At 70.5% G+C, this 6,052-nt stretch carries 4 protein-coding genes; 1 reads left to right on the top strand and 3 read right to left on the bottom strand.

Annotated elements, in window-relative coordinates; translation table 11 throughout:
• Window positions 1-269: 269 nt before the first annotated feature.
• Window positions 270-890 carry a hypothetical protein gene (locus tag AB4K12_RS29050; protein WP_368437542.1) on the bottom strand — a complete coding sequence of 207 codons (621 nt, stop codon included), beginning with the start codon at window positions 888-890 and terminating at the stop codon, window positions 270-272.
• A gap of 162 nt (window positions 891-1,052) precedes the next feature.
• Complete coding sequence (ahcY, locus tag AB4K12_RS29045; RefSeq protein WP_368437541.1) at window positions 1,053-2,507, bottom strand: adenosylhomocysteinase; 1,455 nt, start codon at window positions 2,505-2,507, stop codon at window positions 1,053-1,055.
• A 361-nt stretch (window positions 2,508-2,868) separates the two neighbouring features.
• Between ahcY and AB4K12_RS29040 the strand changes: the two genes are divergently transcribed.
• Window positions 2,869-4,893 (top strand): fructose-specific PTS transporter subunit EIIC, encoded by a 2,025-nt coding sequence (locus AB4K12_RS29040; protein ID WP_368437539.1) that lies wholly within the window; start codon window positions 2,869-2,871, stop codon window positions 4,891-4,893.
• A 65-nt stretch (window positions 4,894-4,958) separates the two neighbouring features.
• Here the strand turns inward: AB4K12_RS29040 and AB4K12_RS29035 are convergent, their stop codons facing one another.
• Entirely contained in the window at window positions 4,959-5,924 is a 966-nt protein-coding gene (locus AB4K12_RS29035) for a cation diffusion facilitator family transporter (protein WP_368437538.1), read from the bottom strand.
• Between the last annotated feature and the right edge of the window lie 128 nt (window positions 5,925-6,052).

The following is a 6,052-nucleotide window of genomic DNA, read 5'->3' as shown; positions in this document are numbered from 1 at the left end:
CCCGGTTCGGATTTCGTTTCCGGCCCCCTGTTGGAGCGGGGTTTCGACGTTTTCGACTTTATCAGAAACCGTTCCGGCCGATTCACATCGGCTTTCCGATTCCGGAGGGAGTCGAGTCGCTTCGCCGTTGAATTGTCTTCACTGGCCGAAGCTGGTCAGATACTAACCGTTGCAGGGGACCAGGTCCACCTCGTCGCAACCGTTCGAATCTACCTCCCCGCTCATCCCGTGTCAACGGTTTTTGCGAGGCGAGGAGAACAGTACCAGGTTCAGGGGGTCCCGAAGGACGACGGCGGGCTCTCGAGGTCCTCGAGCTCGATGCCGGGGGCGGAGAGGACCACGTCGCCGGCGAGGTGGACGGCGTACTGCTCCCCCGTGTCCAGCTCGCTGACCTGGTACTCGTCCACTTCCAGCGGGTCGTTGTCAGTGGCGTGTGCTGTCCTGGCGACCAGGGCCCAGGACTGGTCGAGCGTGCGCGGCGCGAGGACGGGCGCGGTGAAGGAGACGAGGCGGATTCGAACGGCCTCGTCGCCGGGGGAGAGCCGGAGGAGACGGGCGATGGCCACGTAGAACGCGGGGGAAGCTCCGGTGAAGGCGTGGGCGCGGACGTTGCCTTCCGTCGCGTGCTCGCCGGTCGGGTCGGTGCGGACCCATGTCATGCCGTCGATCGCCGCGCCGCGCACCTGCCAGTCCGACCGCTGGAGCTGGAGGCGGATGGGGCGGCCGAGGTCGTCGATGGCGAGGTCGACCGAACCGGCGGGGGTGCCGGAGGGGCCGGTCAGCTGCGAGACGTAGCGCCAGCCGGAGGGGCCGGGGGCGCAGTGGAAGTGCTCGTTGCCGAGGGGGGAGTGATCGTGGGGGTCGTGGAGCGAGTAGCGGCCGCGGGGCATGGCGGGGTCCTTGACGCGAACGGGGCAGGCCCCCGCCGTGCGGGCGGGGGCCTGTTCCACCGGTTTCTGGGGTTCTACAAGTTACTCAGGCTCGCGTCAGCCGTCTCGGCGGCCTCGGTGGCCGAGGCAGCGGCCTCGGTCGCCGGATCAGTGGTCGCCGGATCAGTAGCGGTAGTGGTCGGGCTTGTACGGGCCCTCGACCGGGACGCCGATGTACGCGGCCTGCTCCGGGCGGAGCACGGTCAGCTTGACGCCGAGGGCGTCGAGGTGGAGGCGGGCGACCTTCTCGTCCAGGTGCTTGGGCAGGACGTAGACGTCGGTCGGGTAGGACTCCGGCTTGGTGAAGAGCTCGATCTGGGCCAGGGTCTGGTCCGCGAAGGAGTTCGACATCACGAAGGACGGGTGGCCGGTGGCGTTGCCCAGGTTGAGCAGGCGGCCCTCGGACAGCACGATCAGGACCTTGCCGTCGGGGAAGGTCCAGGTGTGGACCTGGGGCTTGACCTCGTCCTTGACGATGCCGGGGACCTTGGCCAGGCCGGCCATGTCGATCTCGTTGTCGAAGTGACCGATGTTCCCGACGATCGCCTGGTGCTTCATCCGGGCCATGTCGGAGGCCATGATGATGTCCTTGTTACCCGTCGTGGTGACGAAGATGTCGGCGATCTCGACGACGTCGTCCAGGGTGGTGACCTGGTAGCCGTCCATCGCCGCCTGGAGGGCGTTGATCGGGTCGATCTCGGTGACGATCACGCGGGCGCCCTGGCCGCGCAGCGACTCGGCGCAGCCCTTGCCCACGTCGCCGTAGCCGCAGACGACCGCGACCTTGCCGCCGATCAGGACGTCGGTGGCGCGGTTGATGCCGTCGATGAGGGAGTGGCGGCAGCCGTACTTGTTGTCGAACTTCGACTTGGTGACCGCGTCATTGACGTTGATGGCGGGGAAGAGCAGCGTGCCGGCCTGCTGCATCTCGTACAGGCGATGGACGCCCGTGGTGGTCTCCTCGGTGACACCGCGGATCTCCGACGCCAGCTGCGTCCACTTCTGCGGGTTCTCGGAGAGCGTGCGGTTGAGGAGGGTGAGGATCTGGGCGTACTCCTCGCTGTCGGCGGTCGCCGGGTCGGGAGCGGCGCCCGCCTTCTCGAACTCCACGCCCTTGTGGACGAGGAGGGTGGCGTCGCCACCGTCGTCCAGGATCATGTTCGGACCGCCCGTGGGGGTGTTCGGCCAGGTCAGCGCCTGCTCCGTGCACCACCAGTACTCCTCCAGCGTCTCGCCCTTCCAGGCGAAGACGGGCACGCCGCGCGGGTCCTCGGGGGTGCCGTCCAGGCCCACCGCGACGGCGGCGGCCGCGTGGTCCTGGGTCGAGAAGATGTTGCAGGACGCCCAGCGCACCTGCGCGCCCAGGGCGACCAGGGTCTCGATCAGGACGGCCGTCTGCACGGTCATGTGCAGCGAGCCGGTGATGCGGGCGCCGGCGAGCGGCCGCGCCTCCGCGTACTCCTTGCGGATCGCCATCAGGCCGGGCATCTCGTGCTCGGCGAGGGTGATCTCCTTACGACCGAAGGCCGCCAGCGACAGGTCCGCGACCTTGAAGTCCTGGCCGGTAGTGGTAGTCATACGGGCTGCTCCTCTAGGGGCGAGCGGGAGTGGGTACGGCTGTGCACGCGGCCGGACAGCGCGGACACGGCTCGGTCCACACTGATCCCCTGCCGCAGCCCAGTCCGTCGGAGGCCCTCTCTCCCTCGGCCGGTCCGTCGCGCGGGCCGCCCGACCGCCATCAGCAGCGACGTCTGGCTTCTGGGCACGAATCTACACCGGGGGGTATGGCGAACCCCAGCCCCCTTGGCCTCCGTTCGGCCCCGTCGTACCCGCCCTCGGGCCCTTCCTCTGATGCAGGATGCGGTGGACGATCCATGCGGACGATCGGTGCGGACGACCAGTGACCGACCCCTGGTGAGCGAGTGGTGAGGAGAACCGTGTGACGCCCTCAGCCGATCCCCCCGTGCGCCCGGCGTCGAGCGGGCGGAGGCTCAGGCTGCTCGCCGTGACCGCGTGCCCGACCGGCATCGCCCACACGTATATGGCGGCGGAGAAGCTGGTGCAGGCCGCGGAGGTGCTCGGCCATGACATCAGGGTCGAGACGCAGGGCTCGATCGGAGCCGAGAACGTCCTGTCCGACGACGAGGTGCGCCACGCCGACGGGGTCATCGTCGCCGCCGACAAGGACGTCGACCTGAGTCGTTTCGCCGGCAAGCGGGTGCTGGCGGTGGGCGTGGCCGAGGGGATCCACCACCCCGAGCAGTTGATCGAGCGGGTGCGGGACGCTCCGGTGTACGAGGCCGGGGGCGGAGCCGGCGCCGGGGGCGCCCTCCTGGGCGGCGGCGAACGCGGCGGCAGCGGGGGCGGCCGGGGTGTCGTCTACCGGGCGCTGATGAACGGCGTCTCGTACATGATCCCGTTCGTCGTGGTCGGCGGTCTGCTGATCGCGGTGTCGCTCGCCCTGGGCGGGCATCCGCAGCCGGACGGCGGGCTGGTGATTCCCGAGGGGTCGTTCTGGCGGCATGTCTTCGACATCGGGGACATCGGCTTCAAGCTGATGATCCCGGTGCTCTCCGGCTACATCGCCTACGCCATCGCGGACCGCCCCGCGCTCGTCCCCGGCATGATCGGCGGCTGGATCGCCAATACGGGCGCCCTCTACGACTCCAAGTCGGGGGCGGGCTTCATCGGCGCGATCGTGACGGGGTTCCTGGCCGGGTACGTGGTCCTGTGGATCAAGAAGGCCCGGGTGCCGAGGTTCGTCCGGCCGGTCATGCCGGTCATCGTGATCCCGGTCCTGGCGACCTCGGCCGTGGGGCTCTTCTTCATCTATGTCCTGGGCCGTCCGATCGCCTGGGTCTTCGAGCACCTCACCGACTGGCTCGGCGGGCTGACCGGGGCCGGCTCGGCGGTGCTGGGCGTGGTGCTGGGCCTGATGATCGCGTTCGACATGGGCGGGCCCGTCAACAAGACGGCGTTCCTCTTCGGCGCGGGGCTGGTCTCGCGGAACCCGGAGGTCATGGGCATGTGCGCGGCCGCCATTCCGGTGCCGCCGCTGGGGCAGGGGCTGGCGACGGTGCTGCGGCGCGGGATGTTCGACGATCCGGAGCGGGAGACCGGGCTGGCCGCGCTGTTCATGGGCTTCTTCGGCATTACGGAAGGCGCCATTCCGTTCGCTGCCGCGCGGCCGGCCCGGGTGATCCCGGCGAACATGGCGGGCGGCGCGGTCGCGGGTGCCATCGCGGGACTCGCGGGGGTCACGGACAGCGTGCCGCACGGCGGGCCGATCGTGGCGGTGCTGGGAGCGGTCGGCGGGGTGCCGATGTACCTGACCGCCATCGCGATCGGAACGGTCGTGACCGCGCTGACGACCGTCACGCTCATGACCCTGGGCGCTCCTGCGGCCCGCGCGCCGCTGCCGGTGCCCCGCCCGGCTGCCGGGACAAGAGCTTCCGGGACAAGAGCTCCTGGGGGCACGCGGGCCGCCGCACCTGCCGGGGGGTCGCACGGCGCGCTCTCGGGCCACCTCTCCGAGCGGACCGTGCGTCAGGAGCTCGCCGCCGGGCGCAAGGACGAGGCGATCCGGGAGATGGCCGAGCTGCTGGCGGCCTCCGGCAAGGTGACGGACGTCGACGCCCTCGTCGACGCCGTCCTCGCCCGGGAGCGGCTGGGCACGACCGGCCTGGGCGAGGAGATCGCGATCCCGCACGCGAAGACGGACGCGGTGACGGAGCCGGTCGTCGCCTTCGCCCGGTCGTCCGAGGGGATCGAGTGGGGGGCGCTGGACGGGACGAGGGCCCGGCTCGTGTTCATGATCGCGGTGCCGGAGGCGGCGGCCGGGGAGGAGCACCTGCGGATTCTGGCGCTGCTGGCGCGCAAGCTGCTGGACGCGGATTTCCGGGGGCGGTTGCTGGCGGCGCCGGATGTGGCGTCCGCCCTGCGGGTTCTGGAGGAGGTGGGCTGAGGCGGGTGGGGGTTCTTGGCCCCCCGTCCCGCCCCTTCCCGTGACCGGGGCTGAGGGCTGAGGGCTCAGGCCCCCGGGCCGCCCGGTGTCGCCGCGGGGTCCTCGCCCGCCGCGGCCGCCGCCTCGCTGTAGATGTCGGGCTCGAGGTAGATGACGCGGGCGATCGGGACGGCAGTGCGGATGCGGGCTTCCGCCTCGTCGATCGCGCGGGCCACCTGGGCGGCGGTGTCGTCGTGCCGGACCGCGATCTTCGCGGCGACCAGCAGTTCCTCCGGGCCCAGGTGGAGGGTGCGCATGTGGATGACGCCGAGGACGCTCTCGCCGTCGGCGGCGGCCTCGCGGATCCTCGCCACCTGCTCGGGGCCGGCGGCCTCGCCCAGGAGCAGCGACTTCGTCTCGGCGGCCAGCACCAGCGCGATCAGGACGAGCAGCGCACCGATGCACATCGTGCCGATGCCGTCCCAGATGCCGTCGCCCGTGGCGAGGGTGAGGCCGACGCCGCCGAGGGCGAGCACGAGGCCGACGAGCGCGCCGAAGTCCTCCAGCAGGACCACCGGCAGCTCGGGCGCCTTCGCGGTGCGGATGAAGGAGCCCCAGGTCTGCTGTCCGCGCAGTTCGTTGGACTCCTTGATGGCCGTGCGGAAGGAGAAGCCCTCGGCGATGATCGCGAAGACGAGGACCCCGATCGGCCAGTACCAGTTGTCGAGCTCGTGCGGTTCCGCGATCTTCTCGTAGCCCTCGTAGAGGGCGAAGACGCCACCGATGGTGAACAGCACGATGGAGACGAGGAAGCCGTAGATGTAGCGCTCGCGGCCGTAGCCGAACGGGTGCTCCTCGCTCGCCTTGCGCCGGGCCTTCTTGCCGCCGAGCAGCAGCAGTGCCTGGTTGCCGGAGTCGGCGACCGAGTGCACGCCCTCGGCGAGCATCGACGACGAGCCGCTGAACGCGAAGGCGACGAACTTCGCCACCGCGATGGCCAGGTTGGCGCCCAGGGCGGCGACGATGGCCTTGGTTCCGCCTGATGCACTCATGGTGCGGGACTTCCCTTCCGCGACTCCGCCACTACTGCTGCTGCGGTCGCCTGCTTTGCTTTCCCTTTACCGGTTACGGCCGGTCATTGTCGCAGCAGTCGCGCCCGGCCGCGCGCCGAGAGGCGCGG

Source organism: Streptomyces sp. C36 (assembly GCF_040932295.1).
GTDB classification, from domain to species: Bacteria; Actinomycetota; Actinomycetes; order Streptomycetales; family Streptomycetaceae; genus Streptomyces; species Streptomyces triculaminicus.
The sequence above is the reverse complement of the archived record's forward strand: the minus strand, read 5'-3'. Positions and strand labels throughout refer to the sequence as shown.